Below are 24,573 nucleotides of genomic sequence, written 5' to 3'. Positions count from 1 at the left end.
GCCATAACGGGCCTGAGCCTGTTTGTAGGTGAGCTCGCCTTTTTCAATCTGCTCGACCAGTGCCAATTTAAAAGTCAGCGAGTAATCGCGCTGTGTCCGTTTCACACCTTGTCCCATCGGGCTCTCCATTTATTGGGGGGAAAGGTGTAAACCATATTCAGGACGGGACATTGCCCATAAAAAAGTCCCCGCATGGCGGGGACTTTTTCTTGGCTCGCACTGCTGACGGGATCAGCAGTAGCCGTAACCCAACAGGCGCTGGTAGCGCAGCTCCAGCAGTTGCTCGCTGTCGAGCGGGCGCAAGACCGCGAGATCTTGCTTGATGCGGTCCTTCAGGCGCTGGGCCATCAGCTCCACGTTGCGGTGGGCACCGCCGAGGGGCTCTTCGACGATGTTGTCGATGAGCTTGAGCTCCTTCAGGCGCTGGGCCGTGATGCCCATGGCATCGGCGGCGACCGGCGCCTTGTCGGCGCTCTTCCACAGGATGGAGGCGCAACCTTCCGGCGAAATGACGGAGTAGGTGGAGTACTGCAGCATGTTGACCCGATCGCCGACGCCGATGGCCAGCGCGCCGCCGGAGCCGCCTTCACCGATCACGGTGCAGACAACCGGCACTGTCAGACCGGCCATGACTTTGAGGTTGCGGGCGATGGCCTCGGACTGGCCACGCTCCTCGGCACCCACGCCGGGGTAGGCGCCCGGGGTGTCGATGAAGGTGATGATCGGCATCTTGAAGCGCTCGGCCATCTCCATCAGACGCAGGGCCTTGCGGTACCCTTCCGGACGCGGCATGCCGAAGTTTCGTCGGATCTTCTCCTTGGTCTCGCGACCCTTCTGCTGACCAATCACCATCACCGGCTCGCCGTCGAGACGGGCGATGCCACCGACGATGGCCTTGTCATCGGCATAGGCGCGATCACCGGCCAGCTCGTCGAAGTCGGTGAAGATCTGCTCGATGTAGTCGAGGGTGTAAGGGCGCTGGGGATGACGTGCCATCTGGGATACCTGCCAGGCCCCCAGATCGCCGAAGATCTTCTTGGTCAGCTCTTCGTTTTTCTTCTCCAGCCGACGGATATCTTCGCTCAGGTCCACGGCACTGTTGTGCTCACTCACATGGCGAAGTTCATCGATCTGAGCCTGCAATTCGGCGATCGGCTGTTCAAAATCCAGAAAAAGACTCATAGGGACTATAGATCCTCTAATCAAAAACCAATTCAACCCGCTCTCGTCCAAGCAGGACTCGCAAGTCATCTATCAGTTGATCGGTGGGCGTCACCCGCCACTCGGTACCGAGCGTCAATCGCACCCGGGAGCCGGGGCGACGATAGTTTACCTGAACCGGACAGACTCCGGCACGGGCGGGTTCCAAAATCTCGCACAAACGCGGGAAAAAGCGCTCATCAATGCGTTGTTCATCGAGGGAAATGCGGATCGCCCTGGCGAAACGCTCCCTCGCATCGTTAATATCCAGCAATTCGCGGGCCGACATTTTAAGGCCACCGGAGAAGTCATCAAAGCTGACCTGTCCAGAAACCACCAAAATACGGTCTTTTTGCATCAATTCTTCGTATTTTTCCAGCGCTTCACTGAACAGGGTCACATCCAGACGGCCAGATCTGTCGTCCAGGGTGAAGATCCCCATCTTGTTGCCGCGCTTGGTCACCATGCTGCGGGCGGCGATCACCAACCCCGCCGCCGTGGTGATGGTGTCGCGGGAGGTGGGGTGCAGATCGCACAACCGGCCCGAGGTGTAACGGCGCAGCTCGCTGCTGTACTGGTTGATGGGATGGCCGGTCAAATACAGACCGAGCGTCTCCCGCTCCCCTTCCAGCCAGACCTTGTCGGGCCAGTGCGGCACGTTGGCGAACGCCTTCTTGACGTCGTCTATCTCCTCGGTGAGCACCCCGAACATGTCGACCTGCCCCACCGCCTGCGCCTTGGCGTGCTGCTCGGCGGCGCGCATCGCCTCCTCCAGCGTCGCCATCAGCGCCGCCCGGTGCGGGCCGAGCCGGTCCATGGCGCCGGAGAAGATCAGCTTCTCCATCACCCGCTTGTTGATCTTCTTGATGTCTACCCGGTTGCAGAAATCGAACAGATCGCGGAAGGGACCCTCACTGTCTCGCGCCGCCAGGATGGCATCGATGGGACCCTCGCCGACACCCTTCACCGCCCCTATGCCGTAGACGATGTGGCCGTCTTCGTTGACGCTGAAGCGGTAACGACCGGTGTTCACGTCCGGCGGTATCACGGTCAGCCCCATGCGCTGGCACTCGTCCACCAGGGTCACAATCTTGTCGGTGTTGTCCATGTCGGCGGTCATCACCGCCGCCATGAATTCCGCCGGGAAGTGGGTCTTGAGCCAGAGCGTCTGATAGGAGACCAGCGCATAGGCGGCGGAGTGAGACTTGTTGAAGCCGTAGCCCGCAAACTTCTCCACCAGATCGAAGATCTTGATCGCCAGCTCGCCGTCGACGCCGTTCTTGACGGCGCCTTCCTCGAAACCGGAACGCTGCTTGGCCATCTCCGCCGGGTTCTTCTTGCCCATGGCCCGGCGCAGCATGTCCGCCCCGCCGAGGGTATAGCCCGCCAATACCTGGGCTATCTGCATCACCTGCTCCTGATAGAGGATGATGCCGTAGGTGGGCTCGAGTATGGGTTTGAGGCTCTCGTGCTGCCACTTCTCGTCCGGATAGGAGATGGCTTCCTTACCGTGCTTACGCTCGATGAAGTTGTCCACCATGCCGGACTGCAGCGGGCCCGGTCGGAACAGGGCCACCAGGGCGATCATGTCTTCGAAGCAGTCGGGCTTGAGCCGCTTGATCAGATCCTTCATGCCGCGGGATTCGAGCTGGAACACCGCCGTGGTCTCGAAACGCTGCAACAGCGCGAACGACTTCTTGTCGTCCAGCGGGATGGCGGCGATGTCGACCGGCGCCTTGCCCTCTTTGGCCAGGCGCGGGTTGATCATGCCGAGCGCCCAGTCGATGATGGTGAGGGTCCGCAGCCCCAGGAAGTCGAACTTCACCAGGCCCGCGTATTCCACGTCGTTCTTGTCGAACTGGGTGACCGGGTTATTACCGGAATCATCGCAATAGAGCGGCGCGAAGTCGGTGATCTTGGTGGGGGCGATGACCACACCACCGGCGTGTTTGCCGGCGTTGCGCACCACCCCTTCCAGCCGGCGCGCCATGTCGATGAGGTCTTTCACCTCCTCGTCCTGCTCATAGAGCTCCGGCAGCTTGGGCTCGGCTTCGAACGCCTTGGCCAGGGTCATGCCCGGATCCGGCGGTATCAGCTTGGAGATGCGATCCACGAAGCCGTAGGCATGGCCCAGCACCCGGCCCACGTCCCGCACCACCGCCTTGGCCGCCATGCTGCCGAAGGTGATGATCTGGGAGACCGCCTCCCGGCCGTACATCTCGGAGACGTGATCGATCACCTCGTCCCGTCGGTCCATGCAGAAGTCGACGTCGAAGTCGGGCATGGAGACCCGCTCCGGGTTCAGGAAGCGTTCGAACAGCAGATCGTATTCGAGGGGATCCAGATCGGTGATCTTGAGGGCATAGGCCACCAGCGAACCGGCACCCGAGCCCCGGCCAGGGCCAACGGGGATGCCGTTGTCCTTGGACCACTGGATAAACTCCATCACTATGAGGAAGTAACCCGGGAAGCCCATCTGGTTGATCACCTTGAGCTCGACCTCGAGGCGCTCGTCATACTCGGGGCGACGCTCGACCCGCACCGCCGGATCCGGGAACAGGAAGGCCAGTCGGTCTTCCAGCCCTTCCCTGGACTTCATCACCAGGAAGTCTTCGGTACTCATGTCACCGGTCGGGAAGTTCGGCAGGAAGTATTCGCCGAGGCGCACCGTCACGTTGCAGCGCTTGGCGATCTCCACCGTGTTTTCCAACGCCTCGGGGATGTCGGCGAACAGATCCAGCATCTCCTCCTGGCTGCGCAGGTACTGCTGCGGGCTGTAACGGCGCGGCCGACGCTTGTCCATCAGGGTGTAGCCATCGTGAATGGCGACCCGGATCTCGTGGGCATCGAAATCCTCTTGCTTGAGGAACACCACCTCGTTGGTGGCGACGACCGGCAGTCCAAACTCGGTGGCGATGGCCACCGCCATGTGCAGGTAGGTCTCTTCGTCCGGCCGGCCGGTGCGCAGCAGCTCGAGGTAGTAAGCGTCGGGGAAGTGGCGCTGGTAGAAGGCAAGGCTCTGCTCCACCATCTGGCGATTGCCCTTGAGCAGGAACTTGCCCAGATCCCCCTCGCGACCACCGGAGAGCACTATCACGCCCTTGGCGTGATCCGCGAGCCACTCCTTGTCGAGGACGGGGCGCCCCTGCACATGACCGCGCTGGTAGCCACGGGAGATAAGCAGGGTGATGTTCTGGTAGCCCTCGTTGTCCATGGCCAGCAGGGTAAGGCGGAACTGCTCGTCACCGAGCTCCTGGCTCTGCACCCAGACATCCGCCCCGACCAGGGGCTTGAGCCCCTTGCCATGAGCGCCGCCATAGAAGCGCACCAGGCCGCACATGTTCATCTGGTCGGTCAGCGCCAGCGCCGGCATGTCGTTGGCCGCGGCAGCGCCGACGATGGGGCCGATTTTTTGCAGGCCATCGACCATGGAGAAATCGGAGTGGACCCGCAGGTGGATGAAGCGAGGCTCGGCCATTATTCGATCCCCAGCGCACGGCGTACCGGTTTGAAGCTTTTGCGATACTCGGGCAGGGGGCCACGCTCGGCCAGGATGGCGAGGTGCTCCGCGGTCGGATAGCCCTTGTGGCGGGCAAAGCCGTAGTCGGGATGACGGCCATCGAGCTCGGTCATCTCGGCATCCCGGGTCACCTTGGCGAGGATGGAGGCGGCGCTGATGGCGGCCACCAGGCTGTCGCCCTTGACCACGGCGCGGGCCTCCATGGCTAAGGCCGGGCAGCGGTTGCCATCGATAAACACCAGCTCAGGCGCGATGGCCAGACCCGCCACCGCGCGCTGCATCGCCAGCATGGTGGCGTGCAAGATGTTCAGCTCGTCGATCTCATCCGGGCTGGCCCGACCGATGGACCAGGCCAGCGCCTTGGCCTTGATCTCGTCAAACAGCGCGAGCCGCTTCTTCTCGGAGAGCTTCTTGGAGTCGGCAAGGCCCATGATCGGGTTGGCCGGATCCAGGATCACGGCGGCGGTGACCACGTCCCCCACCAGGGGGCCACGGCCCACCTCGTCAACCCCGGCTACCAGCTTGTCTTGCGGAATATCGATTTGCATATCAACGCCTTGAATCAAAACCGGCCCCGCAGGGCCAGTGTCAGCACAACCTAACGCCTCGGGCGCACCTGCCATCACACCTATCTGCCGAGCAGCTCGGCCACCGCCTCAGCAGCCTGCACATCGGCATTGCAGCGAATGCTCTTGTGCAGCTTGGTGAAGGTGGCGATCAGTTCACGGTTGTCGTGATCCAGCAACTTGCTCACCTCCTCCACCAGATTGCAGGGGGTGCACTCGTGCTGGATGAGCTCGGGCACCAGCATCTGGTCTGCCAGCAAATTGGGCAGGGAGACATAGTCCGTCTTCACCAGCCACTGGGCAAGCCAATAGCTGAATGGCTTGAGTTTGTAGCCCACCACCATGGGTTTCTTCACCAGCATGGCTTCCAGGGCGGCCGTGCCGGAGGCGAGCATCACCACGTCGGCGGCGATCATGGCCTCGCGACCCTGGCCATCGAGCATGACCATCTCGAGATCCGGCGCTACCTCAGCCTTGATCTGCAGGAATTGCTCACGGCGCTGCTGGTTCACCAGGGGGACGATGAAGCCAAGATCCGGGCAATGCACCGTCAGGTGCTTGCAGGCCTCGAGGAACACAGGCGACATGAAGCCAACCTCGGCGCTGCGGCTACCCGGCAATATCGCCAGCCAGCGGCGGGAGGGGTCTATGCCCAGTTCCCGGCGCACGGCGGCTTGATCCGGCTCGAGCGGGATGGCATCGGCCATGGTATGCCCGACGAAGCGGCAGGGCGCATCGAAACGGTCGTAGAAGGCTTTCTCGAACGGCAGGAAGGCGAGCACCATGTCGGTGGCGGCCTTGATCTTGTGAATGCGGCTCTGCCGCCAGGCCCAGACCGAGGGGCTGACGTAGTGAACCGTCTTGATACCGGCGCGGCGCAGCTTGAGCTCCACCCCGATATTGAAATCAGGTGCATCCACCCCGATGAAGATATCGGGTGGATTAGCAATAAAATGGCGCAGCAGTTCGCGGCGCACCTGCAGGATGCGGGGCAGACGGCCCAGCACCTCGCTGATGCCCATGACGGAAAGCTCTTCCATCTCGAACAGAGCCTTGACGCCGAGCGCCTGCATCCGCGGTCCGGCAATGCCTTCAAACCGCGCATCCGGGTAGCGGGCCTTGAGCTCGCGTACCAGGCCGGCGGCCAGGATGTCGCCGGAGGTCTCTCCGGCGACGATGCCGATGCGGATGGGATCAGGCACGGATGATCCCGCGCTCGTTGTCTTTGAGGAAATCGACATAGAGCTGAACAGCTGGTTCGCTGGCGGCCATCTCGGTCAGCACGGGCAACACCTCTTCGATGGTCTTGCCGGAGCGGAAGATCTCTTTATAGGCGCGTTTGACAGCAGAAATCGCTTCCGGGCTGTAGCCACGACGACGCAGCCCCTCGGAGTTCACCCCGAACGGTTTGGCGTAGTTGCCGGCGGCCATCACGTAGGGCGGCACGTCCTTGTTCAGGGCGGCGCAGCCACCGACGAAGGCGTGGGAGCCGACCCGACCAAACTGGTGAATGGCAGAGAGGCCGCCGAAGATGACGAAGTCGCCGATCACCACGTGGCCCGCCAGAGTCGCGTTGTTGGCGAAGATGCAGTTGTCACCGATGATGCAGTCGTGGGCCACGTGCACGTTGACCATGAACAGGTTGCCGCTGCCCACCTTGGTCAGGGCCTGATCCTGGGTGGTGCCGCGGTGCACTGTGCAGTTCTCGCGAAAGACGTTGTTGTCGCCGATCTCGAGGAAGGTGCGCTCACCGGCGTACTTCTTGTCCTGGCAGTCCTCACCGATGGAGGAGTGCTGGAAGATCTTGTTGCCACGACCTATCTTGGTCGGGCCCTTGATCAACACGTGGGAGCTGACCCAGGTGTTGTCACCGATTTCCACCTCGGCACCAATGACGGAAAAGGGGCCGATTTCCACCCCTTTGCCGATCACGGCAGACTCATGGACGATGGCGGTATCGTGAATGGTGGCAGTCTGGTCGATCACGGTTACACCTCGCGTTTGGCACACATCAGTTCGGCAGTACAGACCACTTCACCATCGACGGTGGCGACACCGGTGAACTTGGCGATACCGCGGCGCTCCTTCAGGAACTCCACGTCCAGCACCAGCTGATCCCCAGGGCCGACCGGGCGCTTGAAGCGCGCGTGGTCGATGGAGGCAAAGTAATAGAGTTCGTTGGGGGACGGTTTGCCCACCATGGTAAAGGCCAGGATGCCGGTGGCTTGCGCCATGGCTTCCAGGATCAGCACGCCGGGAAACACCGGCTTGGCCGGGAAGTGGCCTTGAAAGATCGGCTCGTTGAACGAGACGTTCTTGATGGCGCGCAGGGTCTTGCGCTCCTCGCTGATCTCGTAACTCTCCACCTTGTCCACCATCAGGAAAGGATAACGGTGGGGCAGCAGATCCATGATTTCCTGGATGCCCAGGCTCTTCTTTTCAGTAGTCAAAACAGTACCCTATACCAATCGTGGTTATTCTTGTTCCAGCGTTTTCTCGAGCCGGCTCAACCGTTTATGCATCTCTTCGATACGCATCACCCGAGCGGCGGTCTTGCGCCACTCCTTGTTGGTCTGCAGAGGGATACCGGAAGAGTAGACGCCGGGCTCGGTAATGGGTCGCATCACCATGGCCATACCGGTGACGGTGGCCTGGTCGCAGATCTCCATGTGCCCGTTGAAGACGGAGGCGCCGCCAATGATACAGTATTTGCCGACCTTGAGACTACCGGCCATCACGGTGGAGCCCGCCACGGCGGTGCCGTAGCCAATCTCGACGTTGTGAGCGATCTGGCACTGGTTGTCGATGATGACGTTATCCGCGATGCGGGTATCTTCCAGCGCACCCCGGTCTATGGTGGTACAGGCACCGATCTCGACCCGGTTGCCGATGGTCACGCCACCGAGCTGGGGGATCTTGATCCACTCGCCGCGCTCATTGGCATAACCGAAGCCATCTGCCCCGATCACGGTGCCGGCTTGCACCAGACAGTCCGTGCCCAGAGTCACGTTGTGATAGAGGGTGACGTTGGCCCACAACCGGGAGCGCGCCCCCAGTCGGGTATGCTGGCCAACGAAACAACCTGGGCCTATACGCACGTCATCCCCCAGCACGACGCCGGACTCGATGACGGCGTTGGCGCCGATGGCTACTCTCTCACCCAGCTGCACGTCTGCCGCGATGACGGCGCTCGGATGAATATCCGTGGCCGGTTGCGGGGTGGTGTCCAGCAGTTGGGCGACCCGGGCAAAGCCCACATAAGGGTCTTTGAGCACCAAGGCATTGGTGGGACAAAATGGCAAATCCGCCTCTGTGATGAGCACGGCCGTGGCCTTGCTCTGCTCCAGATAGTGTCGGTACTTCTTGTTGGACAGGAAGGTAATCTCACCCTCCCCGGCCTTTTCCAGTGTCGCTACCTTGCGGATTTCCTGGGTCCCATCGCCATGGACCTGGGCCCCCAGTTGCTGGGCCAGCTGTGCGAGAGTGAATGCCATCAATTAGTTGCTCTTGCTTACCTGAGAGATAACCTGACCGGAGATGTCCAGCTTGCTGGCCGCATAAGGCGCTGCATTGCGCTCCAGCACCAGATCGTAGCCATTGCTCTTGGCGATGGAGTCGATGGCAGCCTGAACCTTGGTCAGGATCTTGTTGCGCTCTTCCGCCTGGCGACGACCGTTGTCCTGCTCAAATGCCTGACGCTTCTGGTTGAATTCCATTTGCAGCTTAGCCAGCTTCTCCTGGTTCTGCTTCTTCTGCTCGGCGCTCATGAAGGCTTCATCCTTCTTGAACTTCTCGACCAGCGTCTGACCGTCGGACTCGAGCTTCTGCAGCTCACGCATGCGCGGCTCGAACTCGCTCTTCAGCTTCTTGGCCACGGCGTCACGCTGGGGCAGCTTTTGGAAGACTTCGCTCATGTCGACCACGGCAATCTTGGTCTCAGCCCAGGCGGAGCCCATACCGGCAGCCATCAGTGCAAAACTCAAACCAGCTACTTTCAACGCTTTATTCACACTTACTCCTTGGTCCCTCGGTTGAGGGCTACCTGATTTACCTGATAATGCAAGCGATCCTCAGGACCGTCTTGTTGCCTGGTGAGGCACGCAGATTGCGCATCCCATCATTGATGCCCCCGCCGAAGCGGGGGCGCGTCCGTTCCTCTTAGAAGGTACGGCCGATGTTGAACGAGAAGACTTCAGTATCATCCCCTTCGTACTTCTTGAGCGGCTGTGCCAGCACGAAGACCAGCGGGCCCATGGGGGAGAGCCACTGCAGTGACAGACCGGCGGACACCCGGATATTGCTGGGGTCGGAGTAGTCCATCAGGTAGTTACAACCGCTGAAGCAGCGATTCTTGTACTGGTTGAAGTCGAAGTTGGTGTCCCAGACCGTACCGGCATCGAGGAAGAAGCTGGTTCTGAGCTGAGGCTGATAGCTTTCGGAGGCGAACGGCGTCGGCACTATCATCTCGAGGGAAGCGACCGCCAGCGCGTTGCCCCCCACCGAGCTGTCGGTGCCCTGAACGACGTCATTACCGCCCAGGTTGTAGTAATAGAGCGCCTTCGGACCCACGGTGTTGCTCTTGAAGCCACGCAGGGTATCGAAGCCACCGGCATAGTAGTTCTCGAAGAACGGCAGCACGTGATCGTAGTCGCCGTTACTGCCATAACCGTTGCCGTAAGAGGCACGGGCCTTGGCCAGCATCACCCACTGGTGATCCGCATCGAACGGGAAGTAATGGGAGTCTTCGGCGTTCAGCTTGTAATACTGCAGATCCATGCCCGGCACCGTCACCTTGGCATTCACCCGCTGACGATCACCCGCGGTCGGGAACTGACCCTTGTTGAGGGTGGAGCGGGTCCAGCCGGCGGTGACGTCGACGGTGTTGAACACCAGTCGGTTGTCACCGTCCAGATTGCCGCTGTACACCCGCCAGAACTCATCCACCTGAACATAGGGGTTGGGCTGGGACAGCTTGTTGTTCTCGTAGCCGAGGCTGAAGTCGAGGCGGTTGTTCTCGTTGACCGGGAAGCCGCTGGAGAGGCGGAAGCCGATGGTGGTGTTCTCATAGTCAACGATGTTGGCATCTGCCGCGCTGAACTCGTTGTAGTAGAGACGGCCACCCAGGCTGACACCGTCGACGGTGAAGTAGGGATCGTTGTAGCTGAGATCGATGCTCTTCGAGTAGTCGTTGGTACTGGCGTTGATACCGATCTTCTTGCCGGTACCCATGAAGTTGTCTTGCTGCAGACCCGCCTGCAGGCTCAGGCCCGACTCGGTGCCGTAGCCGATACCCGCGTTGATGGACCCCGCCGGCTGCTCCTTGACCTTGAAGTCGAGATCGACTTGATCGTCGCTGCCCGCCACCCGCTTGGTGTCCACTTCCGCGGTCTCGAAGAAGCCGAGGCGGTTGAGACGGGTCTTGGACTGCTCGACGTTGTCGGAGGAGAGCCAGGTGCCTTCCATCTGACGCATCTCGCGACGCAGCACTTCGTCCTTGGTGGTGACGTTGCCGCTGAAGTTGATGTTGCGCACATAGACCCGGGGACCCGGCTCTATGTTGACGATCAGCTCCACTTCCTTGGTCTCGTCGTTGACCTGGGGGAAGGTGACCACTTTGGGGTAGGCGTAACCGTAACGGCCGAGGAACTTGGAGAGCACCTCTTCGGTGTGGGTCACCTGGCTGGCGGAGTAGACGCTGCCCGCCTCAATGGGGACCAATCCCTTCATCTCGGCGCCGCGATCGATGAGATCGCCCTTGATCTCTACTCCGGAGACCTTGTACTGATCCCCTTCCTTGATGTTCAGGGTGACGTAGACCCCTTTCTTGTCAGGGGTCATGGAGACCTGGGTGGACTCCTGAGCGAAACGTATGTAGCCGCGGTCCATGTAGTAGGAGCGCAGCACTTCGATGTCACCGGCCAGCTTCTGCTTCTGGTAGCGTTGATCGCCGGTGAAGTTCCACCAGGGCACATCGTCCTTGAGGGAGAGCTGAGCCAGCAGTTTCTCTTCCGGGAACACGTTGTTGCCGACGATGTTGATCTGCTGGATCTTGGCCGCGGCCCCTTCCACGAAGGTGAACTTGAGGTCGACCCGGTTGCGGGGCAAGGGCGTGACGATGGCCTTGACCCTGGCGGAGTATTTACCCACGCCATAGTAGAAGTCTTCCAAGCCCTTCTCGAGGGAGCTCAGCACGGTGCGATCCAAGGGATCACCGACCCGGATGCCGGAGGATTCCAGGCTCTGGGTCAGCTGCTCTTCCTTGATGTCCTTGTTGCCGGAGAACTCGATGCTGGAGATGGTCGGGCGCTCCTTCACCACGACCTGCAGCACCTGACCGTCACGATAGACTTTGACGTCCTCGAAGTTGCCCGAGGCATAGAGCCGCTTGATGGCGTTGGCCAGAGTCACGGAATCGACGGAGTCCCCGACCCGGACCGGCAGATTCAACAGGGCGGCGCCCAGGGTCACCCGCTGCAGACCCTCGACCTGAATGTCTTGCACCACAAAAGAGGCAGGGGCCGCCTGAGCCAGGAGGCTGGCTCCCAGCAGGCAACTCAACACCAATGCTTTTTTAACAGCCATTTTGTTCTTATGTGTCCTTGTTGATGCTCTAGCCTCAGAGGCGAGCGAAATCATTAAACAGCGCAATGCCCATCAGTAACATCAGAATGGCGGCGCCTATCCTGAACCCAACTTCCTGAATTTTTTCTGGTACCGGCTTGCCGGTGACTGCCTCGATGAGGAAGTAGACCAAATGGCCCCCGTCCAGCACCGGCAGGGGGAACAGGTTGATGATCCCCAGGTTGACGCTGATCAGCGCCAGGAAACCGAGGAAATAGACCAACCCGTAATCGGCGCTGCTGCCTGCCCCCTTGGCAATGGAGATGGGGCCGCTCAGGTTATCCAGCGAGACGATGCCACCGATCAGCTTGCCAATCATATCAAAGGTCAGCGTGGTCAGGCTCCAGGTCTTCTGGGCCCCATGCCACAGGGCTTGCAAAGGCCCATACTGTAACAGAACTCGATACTCATCCGGTAATGGAACCAGTTGCGGCGAGAGGCCGACAAAACCGACCAGCTGGCCGCGCACCTTTTTCGCATCCGGCAACAGCGTCAGGGTCAGGTCGCTGCCCCCGCGCTCCACCATGACTTGCAGTGGCTGCTCGGGGGACTGCTGCACTCGCAGCACAAACTGAGTCCACTCGGTGATCTCCTGCTCCCCTACCCGCTTGATGCGATCTCCCACCTGCAGACCGGCTTTCTCGCTGGCGCTGTTGGGTACAATGGCCTCCACCACGGGCAGCACCTTGCCACCGAGGGGCACTATCCCCAGGCTGCCGATGGGAGACTCTTTCTCCGGATCAAATTTCCAGTCGCCCAGCTCGAGTGTCTTGTCGACCACATAGCTGGTATCCGCCGCCTTCAGCTTGAGCCGTACCGAGTCATCCCCCAGATGGCTGATGAGCGCGTAGGTTACCGCTTCCCAGTCTCCGGTCTCTTCATCACCGACCCCGACGATCTCCATGCCAGGCAGGACACCAGCCTGGGCCACGATGGAGGCGGGACGCACCTCGTCGATCACCGGCTTGACGCTGGGGACGCCGATCATGAACATCAGCCAGAAGGCGAACAGGGCGAACAGGAAGTTCGCCATGGGGCCAGCCGCGACTATGGCCATCCGCGCCCAGACGCTCTTGTGATTGAAGGCCTGCGCCTCCTCACCGGGTTTGAGCTCATCGACCCGACCGTCCAGCATCTTGACGTAACCACCCAGCGGTATCAGGGCCAGCACATATTCGGTGCCGTCCTTGCCGATGCGGCGCCAGATCGCCTTGCCAAAGCCGATGGAGAAACGTTCCACCTTGACGCCACAGCGACGGGCCACCCAGAAGTGGCCGAACTCATGCACCGCCACCAACAGGCCGAGGGCGACGACGAAGGCACCAAGATTCCACAATACGCCGCCCATCAGCAAACCACCTCAAGGTCATGGCCCGTCTGATACCCAAGGGCAACAAGAAAGGCATCAATACTCCACAATACGCCGCCCATCAGCGAGATACCTCAAGGTCATGACCCGTCGCGTAGAGAGCGGCCTCTGGCCACCACAGTCCGTTCATCGAGCAAGCTCCTCAATCAGTTCGTGGGCACGGGCACGGGCCATGCCATCCAGGGCAATCAGATCGTCAAGCGACCCTGCAGCGCAGCCACCCAATGCCGTCATGATGGATTCATTGACTCTGGCAATATCCATAAATCCGATCCGCTCTGCAAGAAAAGCCGCGACGCTCTCTTCATTGGCGGCATTGAGCGAGGTCGTGGCAGCCTGCCCTTGCTGGCAGGCCGTCATGGCCAGTGCCAGGTTGGGGTAGCGTTCGTAGTCGGGACGAATAAAGCTGAACTCTCCGACACTGAAGAAATCCAAAGGTTCCACCCCGGATTCGATCCTGCCCGGATAGGCCAGGGCATGGGCGATGGGGGTGCACATGTCGGGGTTGCCGAGCTGGGCCAGCACTGAGCCGTCCTTGTACTGCACCATGGAATGGATGACCGACTGGGGATGGATCACCACCTGGATCTGCTCAGGAGCCGCATTGAACAGCCAGCGCGCCTCTATGTACTCCAGCCCCTTGTTGATCATGGTGGCGGAGTCCACCGAGATCTTGGCCCCCATGGACCAGTTGGGGTGCGCGACCGCCTGGGCCGGTGTGACCTTGTCCAGATCGCCGATGTCGGTATAGCGGAAGGGGCCGCCCGAGCCGGTCAGCAGGATCTTGCTGATACCCGCCTCGGTCAGGGAGCAGAAACCCGGCTGGCGCTGAATGCTCTCGGGCAGGCATTGGAAGATGGCGTTGTGCTCGCTGTCGATGGGCAGCAGCTCGGCGCCGTGATGGCGCACTGCCTCCATGAAGAAGGCGCCGGACATCACCAGCGCCTCTTTATTGGCCAGCAGGATGCGCTTGCCGGCCCGCACGGCGGCCATGGTGGGTGCCAATCCGGCGGCGCCGACGATGGCGGCCATGACGCTGTGGGCATCCGGGTGAGCGGCCACTTCGCACAGGGCAGCCTGACCGGACAGCACTCGAGTTGAAGCGCCGTGGGTCTTGAGTCGCTCGGCCAGTTCGGCTGCCGCGCCCTCATCCACCATCACGGCGAAGCGGGGGGTAAATTCGAGACAATCGCGCAGCATGGCATCCACGCTGCGAGCGGCCGTCAGCGCCAGCACTTGCCAGCGGCCCGGGTTCTGCCGCAGTACCTTGAGGGTGCTTTGACCGATGGAGCCGGAGGCGCCCAGGATCACCAGTGAGTTGTGCATCAAGACTCCTGAATGAATAACTGACAGATGGAGCCGAAGGCCCTCAATATCACCCGCGAGTCAGGCATCAAAACTCCTGACTGAGCAGCATGTAGCTGAGCAGGAAGACCGGCAGGGCGGCTGTCAGGCTGTCGATCCTGTCGAGAATACCGCCGTGACCCGGCAACAGGGTACCGGAGTCCTTGATGCCTGCCTCGCGCTTGAACATGCTTTCGGTGAGATCGCCGAGCACCGAGGCCAGCACCGCCAGCAGGGAGCACAGCAGCACTACCGCCATCTTGGCGGGCACGAAGCCCATGAACCAGGTCACGCCGACGGCCAACAGGCTGGCGGTAAACAGGCCACCCAACATGCCCTCGATGGTTTTACCCGGGCTGACGGCCGGCGCCAGTTTGTGTTTACCAAAGGCCTTGCCGAAAAAATACGCGCCAGAATCTGCCGCCCAGACCAAGCCCATGACGAACAGCAGGACCCAGGCCCCCATCAGGGGATCGTGATAGAAGTGGTAGCCACGGATGGCCACCAGTGACCAGAAGAAAGGCACCAGAGTCACCAGGCCGAACAGGGATTTCAGCCAGATGGAATTTTTCCACAGCCTGGCGCTCTGGGGGTAACGCAAGACCAATAACAGGCCCAGCAGCCACCAACTGACTGCGGTCCAGAGCACCCCCATCAACAGAGGATGCAACTGGGGGATCCAGAGTTGCTCCACCGGCACCCAGAACAGGCTGGCGCCGAGCAACAGGCAGAACACCAGCGGCAACCATTGTTGCGGCTGGGCGGAGACGAAGGCGCTCCACTCACGGCTGGCCAGCAGAAAGACCAGGGCAGCGAGCAGGGCGAAGAATTTCAATGGCAGGAAAAACAGTGCCCCCAATACCATGGGCACTAACAGTAATGCGGTAATAATTCGTTGTTTTAGCAAAAGAAACCTCTCTCTTGGGAGCGGGGTTTAGCCGGTCTGTTGTGCGGCGATCAATTCCCGGATCTGTTCACCCGTACACCCGAAGCGACGCTCGCGAGCAACGAAGGAGGCAACCGCCCCACTGAACTCGGCCTCGTCAAAATCGGGCCACAATACCGGGGTAAAATAGAGCTCGGCATAGGCAAGCTGCCATAGCACAAAATTGCTGATGCGATGATCGCCACCGGTGCGGATCAGCAGATCCACCGGCGGCAGGTCGGCCATGCAAACCTGTTGTGCCAACGCCGCCTCATCGATGGCCTCGGCATCCAGTTCACCGGCCGCCACGGCGCGAGCCAGCTTGCGAGCCGCCTGAGCGATATCCCACTGGCCCCCATAGTTGGCAGCGATATTGAGCGTCAACCCCTGGTTGCCTGCGGTCAGCGCCTCGGCTTTGGCTATCTTGGCCTGCAACCGTTCGCTGAAGCGGGCGGTGTCGCCGATCACCTTGAGCCGAATACCGTTGCTGTGCAACTTCTTCACCTCGCGGCCGAGCACCGTCAGAAACAGTTCCATCAGGGCGTTGACCTCCCCTTCCGGGCGCCGCCAGTTCTCGCTGGAGAACGCAAACAGGGTCAGTGCCTCCATTCTGGCACGGGCGGCGAAGGTCACGGCTTCACGCACGGACTTCACGCCCGCCTTGTGGCCGAAGACCCGCATCTTGCCACGGTTCTGGGCCCAACGACCGTTGCCATCCATGATGATGGCGACGTGACGAGGCAAGGACGAGCTGGCGCTATCGCCTAGCGCTGCCAAAAGCGACATTCATTTCTCCCACAAAGACAAAAACGCCGTGCAGGGGCACTACACGGCGCTCGTAATATACCTGTCGGAGGCTTAGATTTCCATTAGCTCCTTTTCCTTCGCAGCCAGGGCGTCGTCGACCAGCTTGATGAAGGCGTCGGTGAGCTTCTGGATCTCTTCCTGGGCACGACGGTCGTCGTCTTCGGAGATCTCTTTGTCCTTGAGCAGCGCTTTGAAGTCGGCGTTGGCGTCGCGACGGATGTTACGCACGGCAACTCGGGCACCTTCCGCTTCGGCACGGACGATCTTGGTCAGATCGCGGCGACGCTCTTCGGTCAGCGGCGGCAAGGGCACGCGCAGGGTCTGACCGTTGCTTGACGGGTTCAGGCCCAGATCGGAGGTCAGGATGGCTTTTTCCACCGCCTGGATCATGGAGCGATCGAAGATGGAGATGGACAGGGTACGGGCATCTTCTGCCACTACGTTAGCCAACTGTTTCAGCGGAGTGGCAGAGCCGTAATATTCCACCTGGATACCATCGAGCAGGCTCGGATGAGCGCGGCCGGTACGGATCTTGGACATCTGGGTCTTGAGCGATTCTACGCTCTTGGCCATGCGGTCCTTGGCGTCGTTTTTAATCTCGTTGATCACAGTGGTTTTCCTTCTGGCGAACGAGCCGTCACGCGGCTCGTGTCTATCTTATTTAGCGATGTGATGGATCAGCGTACCTTCCGGCTCACCCATGACAACCCGACGCAGCGCACCCGGTTTGTTCATGTTGAACACCCGGATCGGCAGATCGTGGTCACGGGCCAGGGTAAAGGCAGCAAGATCCATTACCTTGAGCTCTTTTTCAAGCACTTCGTTGTAGCTGAGCTCATGATACAGCACGGCGTCCGGATTCTTAACCGGATCCTCATTGAATACACCATCGACCTTGGTGGCTTTGAGTACCACGTCGGCTTCGATCTCGATGCCGCGCAGGCAGGCTGCGGAGTCGGTGGTGAAGAAGGGGTTGCCGGTACCGGCAGAGAAGATCACCACCTTGCCGGCGCGCAGCTGGCTGATGGCCTCGGCCCAGCTGTAGGAATCGCACACGCCCTGCAGGGAGATGGCAGACATCAGACGGGCATTCACATAAGCACGATGCAGGGCATCACGCATGGCCAGGCCGTTCATCACGGTTGCCAGCATGCCCATGTGGTCACCCACCACGCGGTTCATGCCCGCCTTGGCGAGACCGGCACCACGGAACAGGTTGCCGCCGCCAATGACCAGACCGACCTGAACACCCAGCTCAACCAGCTCTTTGATCTCTTGGGCCATCCGTTCCAGCACCGCCGGATCAATGCCAAAACCCTCGGATCCTTGCAGGGCTTCACCACTCAACTTCAGAAGAACACGTCTGTATGCAGGCTTGGGATTGGTACTCATGTCACTGATTCCTGGTCATATAAAGACCGCGACATAAGTCGCGGTCTGGGGAAACGGAAAAACCGGTTCGATTAAGCCTTCTGAGCGGCTGCGATCTGGGCTGCAACTTCAGCAGCGAAATCGGTCTCTTGCTTCTCGATGCCTTCGCCCACTTCGAAACGGGTGAAGGAGACAACGTCAGCACCTTCTTTCTTCAGCAGTTCGGCGACGGTGATGGACGGATCCTTCACGAAGGGTTGACCAGTCAGGGAAACCTCACCGGTGAACTTCTTCATGCGGCCTTCAACCATCTTCTCGGCGATGTCTTTCGGCTTGCCGGAGTTGATGGCGATGTCGATCTGAATTTCGCGCTCTTTGGCAACGACTTCAGCGGACACGTCTTCCGGCTTGACGAACTGCGGGCTGTTGGCAGCAACGTGCATGGCCAGGTCTTTGGCCAGCTCGGCAGTACCGCCGATCAGCTTGGTGATAACACCGATACGGGAACCGTGTACGTAGGTACCCAGGTTGTCACCTTCAACCAGCATCACGCGACGCAGGTTCATGTTCTCACCGATCTTGGCGATCAGGTTGGTGATAGTCAGCTCAACGGACTCACCGTTACCGAAGTCGGCCGCTTTCAGGGCGTCAACGTCAGCAATTTTCTGGGTAGCGGCGATGTCGGCGATCTTCTGGCCCATGCCCATGAAGCTGGCATCTTTGGCGACGAAGTCGGTTTCGCTGTTCAGCTCGATCATGACGGCAACGTTGCCTTCGGTACGGGCGAAAATCACGCCTTCAGCGGCGATACGGCCGGCTTTCTTGGCGGCCTTGGCCTGACCGGATTTGCGCATGTTCTCGATAGCCAGCTCGATATCACCCTGAGCTTCTTCCAGTGCTTTTTTGCAATCCATCATGCCAGCGGCGGTGCGCTCGCGCAGTTCTTTTACCAGGGCGGCAGTAACGTTAGCCATTTTCAGTATCCTCGGTCTTGATTTGACAAGAAACAGGGGCCACAAGGGCCCCTGCTAACCAATTACATCAGCTTGGTTAATAAGGGCTTTTCAGTCCTTATCAATTACTCAGCTTCAACGAAACCATCTTGTTCGGCTTGAACAACGATGTCCTGAGCGCGAGCTTCCAGTACGGTGTCAGCGGCAGCGTTCAGGTACAGGTTCACAGCACGGATAGCATCGTCGTTACCCGGGATGACATAGTCAACGCCGTCCGGGTTGGAGTTGGTATCAACGATGGAAACGACCGGGATACCCAGGTTATTGGCTTCTTTGATAGCAATGTGCTCGTGGTCGGCATCGACAACGAACAGAACGTCAGGCAGGCCGCCCATGTTCTTGATACCACCCAGGCTCTTCTCCAGCTTTTCCATTTCGCGAGTACGCATCAGCGCCTCTTTCTTGGTCAGCTTGTCGAAGGTACCGTCTTGGCTCTGGGTTTCCAGATCTTTCAGGCGCTTGATGGACTGACGAACGGTTTTCCAGTTGGTCAGCATGCCGCCCAGCCAGCGGTGGTTAACATAGAACTGGTCACAACGATCAGCGGCATCTTTTACGGCTTCAGACGCGGCACGCTTGGTACCTACGAACAGTACCTTGCCTTTCTTGGCAGCTACGGAGCTGATGAAGTTCATGGCATCGTCAAACATCGGAACGGTTTTTTCCAAGTTGATGATGTGAACCTTGCTGCGGGCGCCGAAGATGTAGGACTTCATTTTCGGGTTCCAGTAACGAGTCTGGTGACCGAAGTGAACGCCGGCTTGCAGCATGTCGCGCATAGAAACTTTAGCCATTTTATACCTCTGTATTGGGGTTAGGCCTCCACACATCCCATGTAACCGACCCCAAAGGGGCACCCCGGTACAGGTGTCGATGTGTGTGTGTTATTGAGTAAGGGTGATGAAATGCGGACGCAAGTTCCCCATTCCGGCGCGCTTTATACCATAACTTTGGTCAGGACACCACCAGCAGCCACGCTAAAAATGGCTCCCCAGGAGCGGGGGTACGACCGCTGGCTGACGCTGTGATGACAATCACACTGGAAGTAAACGGAGGTTGGGGATAAAATTTTGGCCTGATTGCAAACGCATCTATTTTTCATTACCTGATTTTAGGTCATCCCAGGATGAGAAGTCAGGCCCCAAGAGAGATCCCATGTCCATCAAAATCAAGACACCGGAAGAGATTGAAAAGATGCGCATTGCCGGCCAGCTGGCTGCCGATGTGCTGGTGATGATCGCCCCCCATGTCAACGCCGGTGTCACCACCGACGAGCTGAACACCCTGTGCCACGACTATATCGTCAACGTGCAGCAGGCCGTGCCCGCGCCGCTGAACTACCACGGTTTTCCCAAGTCCATCTGCACCTCGGTCAATGATGTGATCTGCCACGGCATTCCCAATCACAAGAAGCTGCGGGAAGGGGACATCATCAACCTGGACATCACCGTCATCAAGGACGGTTACCACGGTGACACTTCCGCCATGTTCATCGTGGGCCAGACCACCCCGCTGCGCCGTCAGCTGTGCAAGGTGGCCCAGGAGAGCCTGTACGCCGCCATCAAGCGGGTGCGTCCCGGCATGTGCATCACCGAAATTGGCGCCGTGATCCAGCCCATCGTCGAGCAGGCCGGTTTCTCCGTGGTGCGCGACTACTGCGGCCACGGCATCGGCAGCGAGTTCCACGAAGAGCCGCAGATCCTGCACTATCGCAACGGCGGCAAGCAGGAGCTCAAGCCCGGCATGTGCTTCACCATCGAGCCCATGGTCAACAGCAAGAAGTATCACTGCCGCGTCAACCCGAAGGATGGCTGGACAGTGACCACCAAGGATGGCGGCGACTCCGCCCAGTGGGAGCACACCCTGCTGGTGACCGAGGATGGCTGCGAGGTGCTGACCCTGCGCCCCGATGACACTATCGACCGGGTCATCAAACACGGTTAACATCAAACCCCGGCCCTTCGCCGGGGTTTTGTTTTTATCCGCCGTGCATGCGTGCGACAAGAGTGTGAGATGCCATGGATGCCAGCCTGCTTTCCCCCCACCTGTTACCCGACGATCAGCTCACCCGCGAGAACTGCAAGGAGTACTTGAGCCGTTTCCTCTCCTGGCTACATGAGCGCTTCGATGCCGGTGACAACATCATCGAACTGGTGGCCACCCGCTCCGAATACATGGATGCACTGCTGACCCGGCTGTGGCACAAGTTCGGCTTCGACAAGACCAGCCTCACCCTGATCGCGGTGGGGGGTTATGGCCGCGGCGAATTGCACCCCCACTCCGACATCGACCTGCTCATTCTCTATGAAGGGGAGGAGCTCGACGAGGTGCTGGGGCTGCGCATCGGCGAGTTCATCACCCTGCTGTGGGACCTCAAGCTGGAGGTGGGACAATCGGTGCGCAACGTGAGCGAGTGCATCGAGCAGGGCCGCGCCGACATCACGGTCGCCACCAACCTCATCGAGGCGCGCTATATCACCGGCCGCAAGGCGGGCTTCGAGCAATTGCAGGCCGCCACCCTGCCCCAGCATTTTTGGCCGAGCGAGGAGTTCTTTCGCGCCAAGCGTGAGGAGCAACACCTGCGCCATCAGCAGTTCCTCGGCACCGCCTACAAGCTCGAGCCGGATCTCAAGAGCAATCCCGGCGGTCTTCGCGACATCCAGACCCTGGCCTGGGTCGCCCGTCGCCATTTCGGCGCCACCACCCTCTATGAGATGACCAGCCACGGCTTCCTGAACCGGGCCGAGTACCGCGAGCTGCTGGACTGCCAGAACTTCCTGTGGAAAGTCCGTTTCGCCCTGCACATGGCCATCAACAAGGGGGACAACCGCCTGCTGTTCGACCGCCAGCGCACCGTGGCCCAGATGCTCGGCTTCGAGGGAGAAGGCAACGGCCCGGTCGAGCAGATGATGAAGCGCTTCTACCAGACGGTGCGGCGGGTGGCGGAGCTCAACGAGATGCTGCTGCAGCTGTTTGACGAGGCTATTCTCGGCAACACCGCCATGGACGTGCGCCGCATCAGCGACGAATTCCAGCTCCGCGGTCGCCTCATCGATGCGGTGGACTCCGAGCTGTTTGGCCGGGATCCCGCCGCCATCCTGCGGCTGTTCTACCAGATAGCCCAGCACCCCGAGATAGCCGGCATTCACTCCGCCACCTTGCGCCAATTGCGGGAGGCCAGACGCACCCTCAACTGCTGGTTGCAGGACCTGCCCGAGTGTCGCCGCCTGTTCATGGCGCTGTTGCGCCACCCCAACGGCATAGGCCAGCCGCTCACTCTTATGCATAAATATGGGATCCTCGCGGCCTATCTGCCCCAGTGGAACCTCATCGTCGGCCAGATGCAGTTCGACATGTTCCACGCCTATACGGTGGATGAGCACACCCATCGCCTGCTCAAGAACATCCATCGCTTCGCGAACCCGGCCAGCCGCCAGACCCACCCGCTCTGTCACGAGGTGTTCACCCAGTTGCGCAAGCCGGAGCTGCTCAGCATCGCCGCCCTGTTCCACGACATCGCCAAGGGCCGGCGCGGCGATCACTCCGAGCTCGGCGCCGTCGATGCGCTGGAATTCTGCCAGCTGCACGGGCTGGACCGCTACGAGAGCCGACTGGTGGCTTGGCTGGTGCGCCACCACCTGCTGATGTCGGTCACTGCCCAGCGCCGGGACATCTATGATCCCGAGGTCGTGGCCGATTTTGCCCAGAAGGTACGAGACGAATTGCACCTCGACCTGCTCTACTGCCTGACCGTGGCCGATATCTGTGCCACCAACGACACCCTCTGGAACGACTGGAAAGGTACCCTGCTACGGGAGCTCTACTTCGCCACCCAGAAAGCACTGCGCCAGGGGCTGGAGAACCCGCCGGACATGCGGCTCAAGATCCGCGAGAACCAGCGTCAGGCCAAACAGATCCTGGCCCAGCGCGAGGTCTCGATCGATGCGGTCAACGCCCTCTGGAACGACTTCAAGGCCGACTACTTCCTGCGCCACAGCCCGGAGCAGATTGCCTGGCACTGCCGCAAGATCATCGCTCACGGCGACAACCCGGCGCCCCTGGTGCTGATCGGCAAGCACCCCATTCGTGGGGGCAGCGAGGTGTTCATCTATTGCCGCGACACCCCGAATCTGTTTGCCACCGTGGCCTCGGCGCTGGATCAGAAGAACCTCAATATCCACGACGCCCAGATCATGAACTCCCGCAGCGACTACGTGCTGGATACCTTCATAGTGCTGGAGCCGACCGGCGAGCCCATCAGCCCGAACCGCACCGCCACCATCAAGAAGGCGCTGGAGAAGGCGCTGCAAGAGCCCGGCAAGCTGGTGCTGCGCAGCAAACCCCTGTCACGGCGCCACCGCCAGTTCAGCGTGCCGACCCGGGTGGTGTTCTTGCCCCACAAGGGGGAGAACCGCCACACCCTGCTGGAGCTGACGGCGCTGGATACCCCCGGCCTGCTGGCTCGCATCGGCGCCGTCTTCCAGCAATGCGGCCTCTCCCTGCACGCGGCCAAGATCACCACCATAGGCGAGCGGGTGGAAGACTTCTTCAGCCTGACGACCTTGGGCGGTGAACCCCTGAGCCAGGCCGAGCAGCAGGCGCTGGAGGAGCGACTGGTCAATCAGCTCAATCCGCAGGAAGAGGGTGCTGACCGCGCGGCAGGGGGCTTCACAGGACACCATTTGTCATTCTGATTTATCAGTCAGAACAAGCGCTTGAGCAACCAACGAACAATAAGTCGCCATTCTCCCGAAGAAATCGGCCCTCCCCCTTAAAACCGGCGGGAAAAGTGTGATACAACAAACAGAATTTTTTAAAGGAAACCTGTCATGACCGAGTTGCAACAGATCATTGAAGCGGCCTTCGAGCGCCGCGACACCATCACTCCCGGCTCCGTCGATGCCGCCACCAAGACTGCCATCCTGGAGGCCATCGAGCTGCTGGATTCCGGCAAGGCCCGGGTCGCCGAGAAGATTGCCGGCGAGTGGGTCGTCCACCAGTGGTTGAAGAAGGCGGTACTGCTCTACTTCCGCATCAATGACAACGGCATCATCAAGGGCGACGATGCTCAGTACTACGACAAGGTTCCCCTCAAGTTCTCCGACTACAGCGCCGAGCAGTTCAAGGCGGCCGGTGTGCGCGTGGTACCGCCGGCGACCGCCCGCAAAGGTTCCTTCATCGCCCCCAATACCGTGCTGATGCCGTCTTACGTCAACATCGGCGCCTTCGTCGATGAAGGCACCATGGTCGACACCTGGGCCACCGTCGGCTCCTGCGCCCAGATCGGCAAGAACGTGCACCTGTCCGGCGGCGTCGGCATCGGTGGCGTACTGGAGCCGCTGCAGGCCAACCCGACCATCATCGAAGACAACTGCTTCATCGGTGCCCGTTCAGAGGTTGTTGAGGGCGTGATCGTCGAGGAAGGCTCCGTCATCTCCATGGGCGTCTTCATCGGCCAGTCCACCCGCATCTATGATCGCGAGACCGGCGAGATCCACTACGGCCGCGTACCGGCAGGCTCAGTGGTCGTCTCTGGCTCCCTGCCCTCCAAGTGCGGCAAGTACAGCCTGTACGCCGCCGTCATCGTCAAGAAGGTGGATGCCAAGACCCGTGCCAAGGTCGGCATCAACGCCCTGCTGCGCTCCATCGACGAATAATGCTCGGCTGATACAGCGCAATAGAAAGGGCGCCTGATGGCGCCTTTTTTTATGGCCGTGTCCCGTCCTGAATATGGTTTACACCTTTCCCCTCAATAAATGGAGACCCCGATGGGACAAGGTGTGAAACGGACACAGCGCGATTACTCGCTGACTTTTAAACTGGCGCTGGTCGAGCAG

General features: G+C 60.3%; 20 protein-coding genes. 3 read left to right on the top strand and 17 right to left on the bottom strand.

Translation table 11 applies throughout. The annotated features are described in order from the left end of the window. Nucleotides 1-231: 231 nt before the first annotated feature. The 17 genes from accA to rpsB form a co-directional block, all read right to left on the bottom strand. A complete protein-coding gene (gene accA / locus LG30_RS0117925) occupies nt 232-1,182 on the bottom strand; it encodes an acetyl-CoA carboxylase carboxyl transferase subunit alpha (RefSeq protein ID WP_033132059.1) in 951 nt (316 codons plus the stop codon). A 16-nt stretch (nt 1,183-1,198) separates the two neighbouring features. Then, the gene (dnaE, locus tag LG30_RS0117920) at nt 1,199-4,678 is read right to left on the bottom strand and encodes a DNA polymerase III subunit alpha (protein ID WP_033132058.1); all 3,480 of its coding nucleotides are present in this window, start codon (nt 4,676-4,678) and stop codon (nt 1,199-1,201) included. Further along, nucleotides 4,678-5,268: a ribonuclease HII gene (gene rnhB / locus LG30_RS0117915; RefSeq protein WP_033132057.1), complete on the bottom strand. Its 591-nt coding sequence runs from the start codon at nt 5,266-5,268 to the stop codon at nt 4,678-4,680. Before rnhB ends, dnaE begins: the two co-directional genes overlap by 1 nt. Nucleotides 5,269-5,348: 80 nt before the next feature. Then, on the bottom strand, nt 5,349-6,488 hold the full coding sequence (gene lpxB / locus LG30_RS0117910) for a lipid-A-disaccharide synthase (RefSeq protein WP_033132056.1): 1,140 nt from the start codon (nt 6,486-6,488) through the stop codon (nt 5,349-5,351). Next, on the bottom strand, nt 6,481-7,272 hold the full coding sequence (gene lpxA, locus LG30_RS0117905; RefSeq protein WP_033132055.1) for an acyl-ACP--UDP-N-acetylglucosamine O-acyltransferase: 792 nt from the start codon (nt 7,270-7,272) through the stop codon (nt 6,481-6,483). The genes lpxB and lpxA overlap by 8 nt, the downstream gene beginning before the upstream one ends. 2 nt (nt 7,273-7,274) lie before the next feature. After that, nucleotides 7,275-7,736, bottom strand: a complete 462-nt coding sequence (gene fabZ / locus LG30_RS0117900; RefSeq protein ID WP_033132054.1) for a 3-hydroxyacyl-ACP dehydratase FabZ — start codon at nt 7,734-7,736, stop codon at nt 7,275-7,277. Nucleotides 7,737-7,760: 24 nt separating this feature from the next. Further along, nucleotides 7,761-8,780, bottom strand: a complete 1,020-nt coding sequence (lpxD, locus tag LG30_RS0117895; protein ID WP_033132061.1) for a UDP-3-O-(3-hydroxymyristoyl)glucosamine N-acyltransferase — start codon at nt 8,778-8,780, stop codon at nt 7,761-7,763. Between the two features lie 3 nt (nt 8,781-8,783). Next, complete coding sequence (locus LG30_RS0117890) at nt 8,784-9,296, bottom strand: OmpH/Skp family outer membrane protein (RefSeq protein WP_033132053.1); 513 nt, start codon at nt 9,294-9,296, stop codon at nt 8,784-8,786. 148 nt (nt 9,297-9,444) lie between these two features. Then, the gene (gene bamA / locus LG30_RS0117885) at nt 9,445-11,868 is read right to left on the bottom strand and encodes an outer membrane protein assembly factor BamA (protein ID WP_033132052.1); all 2,424 of its coding nucleotides are present in this window, start codon (nt 11,866-11,868) and stop codon (nt 9,445-9,447) included. 34 nt (nt 11,869-11,902) lie between these two features. Next, nucleotides 11,903-13,255, bottom strand: coding sequence for a sigma E protease regulator RseP (rseP, locus tag LG30_RS0117880; protein WP_033132060.1), 1,353 nt, complete (start codon nt 13,253-13,255; stop codon nt 11,903-11,905). 147 nt (nt 13,256-13,402) lie between these two features. Further along, nucleotides 13,403-14,602 carry a 1-deoxy-D-xylulose-5-phosphate reductoisomerase gene (ispC, locus tag LG30_RS0117875; protein WP_033132051.1) on the bottom strand — a complete coding sequence of 400 codons (1,200 nt, stop codon included), beginning with the start codon at nt 14,600-14,602 and terminating at the stop codon, nt 13,403-13,405. Between the two features lie 67 nt (nt 14,603-14,669). Next, entirely contained in the window at nt 14,670-15,527 is an 858-nt protein-coding gene (locus LG30_RS0117870) for a phosphatidate cytidylyltransferase (RefSeq protein ID WP_033132050.1), read from the bottom strand. Between the two features lie 27 nt (nt 15,528-15,554). Beyond that, nucleotides 15,555-16,331, bottom strand: coding sequence for a polyprenyl diphosphate synthase (gene uppS, locus LG30_RS0117865; RefSeq protein ID WP_033132049.1), 777 nt, complete (start codon nt 16,329-16,331; stop codon nt 15,555-15,557). A 72-nt stretch (nt 16,332-16,403) separates the two neighbouring features. Then, a complete protein-coding gene (gene frr / locus LG30_RS0117860; protein WP_033132048.1) occupies nt 16,404-16,961 on the bottom strand; it encodes a ribosome recycling factor in 558 nt (185 codons plus the stop codon). A gap of 48 nt (nt 16,962-17,009) precedes the next feature. Next, nucleotides 17,010-17,744 (bottom strand): UMP kinase, encoded by a 735-nt coding sequence (gene pyrH, locus LG30_RS0117855; RefSeq protein ID WP_033132047.1) that lies wholly within the window; start codon nt 17,742-17,744, stop codon nt 17,010-17,012. A 71-nt stretch (nt 17,745-17,815) separates the two neighbouring features. Further along, nucleotides 17,816-18,697 carry a translation elongation factor Ts gene (gene tsf / locus LG30_RS0117850; protein WP_033132046.1) on the bottom strand — a complete coding sequence of 294 codons (882 nt, stop codon included), beginning with the start codon at nt 18,695-18,697 and terminating at the stop codon, nt 17,816-17,818. 104 nt (nt 18,698-18,801) lie between these two features. Continuing rightward, nucleotides 18,802-19,530 carry a 30S ribosomal protein S2 gene (rpsB, locus tag LG30_RS0117845; protein WP_033132045.1) on the bottom strand — a complete coding sequence of 243 codons (729 nt, stop codon included), beginning with the start codon at nt 19,528-19,530 and terminating at the stop codon, nt 18,802-18,804. Between the two features lie 361 nt (nt 19,531-19,891). On the opposite strand from rpsB, the gene map reads away from it, so the two are divergent. From map to dapD, 3 genes are all read left to right on the top strand, one after another. Further along, nucleotides 19,892-20,680, top strand: coding sequence for a type I methionyl aminopeptidase (map, locus tag LG30_RS0117840; protein ID WP_033132044.1), 789 nt, complete (start codon nt 19,892-19,894; stop codon nt 20,678-20,680). Nucleotides 20,681-20,754: 74 nt separating this feature from the next. After that, nucleotides 20,755-23,430, top strand: coding sequence for a bifunctional uridylyltransferase/uridylyl-removing protein GlnD (gene glnD, locus LG30_RS0117835; RefSeq protein WP_033132043.1), 2,676 nt, complete (start codon nt 20,755-20,757; stop codon nt 23,428-23,430). Nucleotides 23,431-23,565: 135 nt separating this feature from the next. Continuing rightward, nucleotides 23,566-24,393 carry a 2,3,4,5-tetrahydropyridine-2,6-dicarboxylate N-succinyltransferase gene (gene dapD, locus LG30_RS0117830; protein ID WP_033132042.1) on the top strand — a complete coding sequence of 276 codons (828 nt, stop codon included), beginning with the start codon at nt 23,566-23,568 and terminating at the stop codon, nt 24,391-24,393. The last annotated feature ends 180 nt before the right edge of the window (nt 24,394-24,573 follow it).

Origin of the sequence: Aeromonas aquatica (assembly GCF_000764655.1) — a bacterium.
GTDB lineage: Bacteria > Pseudomonadota > Gammaproteobacteria > Enterobacterales > Aeromonadaceae > Aeromonas > Aeromonas aquatica.
The sequence above is the reverse complement of the archived record's forward strand: the minus strand, read 5'-3'. Positions and strand labels throughout refer to the sequence as shown.